This is a genomic window from Dehalococcoidia bacterium, from assembly GCA_025054935.1.
Taxonomy (GTDB): Bacteria; Chloroflexota; Dehalococcoidia; order SpSt-223; family SpSt-223; genus JANWZD01.
Genome location: JANWZD010000073.1, coordinates 1 through 563 on the forward strand (window position 1 = coordinate 1; position 563 = coordinate 563).

Here is a 563-nt window from a genome sequence, read left to right on the forward strand (position 1 = left end):
CGGCGCAGCGATTCTACGCGCACCAACCCGCTGCGAATCTTGTCCTGCACCTCGCGCTCCACATAGGGCGCCAGCCCCGCGCGCAACAGCTCCAGCGCCTTGCCGACGCGCTCCTGATTGGTGATGGCCATGGGTTACTCCTCACTTTCCTCGAACATCTCCACCTGCGCCGCTTTCGGCCGGCCGCCCTCGCGCGCCAGCCGCACCACCTCCGGCCAGCTCTGCACCAGGCCGTTGTACGCCAACGCCTCGGCGGCGCGCTTCCTGCGCTCGCACAGGGTGTACAGGCGATAGGCCAGCTCGCGCGCGGCCTCGGCCCGGCTACCGAGCTTGGCGCTCTCACCGCCGGATTCGAGCGCGCGGATAAGGTGGTGGACGGTCTCCCATGCGGTCAGGCGCGGGTCGGCCGCCGGGTCCCAATTGGCGGGCAGCTCTTCGGGCTTGAGCAGGCGCACCTTGCCGCGTTTGGATTCAAGGATGCCGGCCTCGACCATGCCGGCGACGCTGGTGTTCTTGGCCTTGCTCAGGGTCTCGGCCACGCCGAACTCGCCCTCGCCGAAGCC

At 69.4% G+C, this 563-nt stretch carries 1 protein-coding gene; it reads right to left on the minus strand.

The window, feature by feature from the left end; all coding sequences use genetic code 11:
- Positions 1 to 134: 134 nt before the first annotated feature.
- The coding region (locus NZ773_16320) for a DUF1156 domain-containing protein (protein MCS6803492.1) at positions 135 to 563 on the minus strand (429 nt) is incomplete at its 5' end.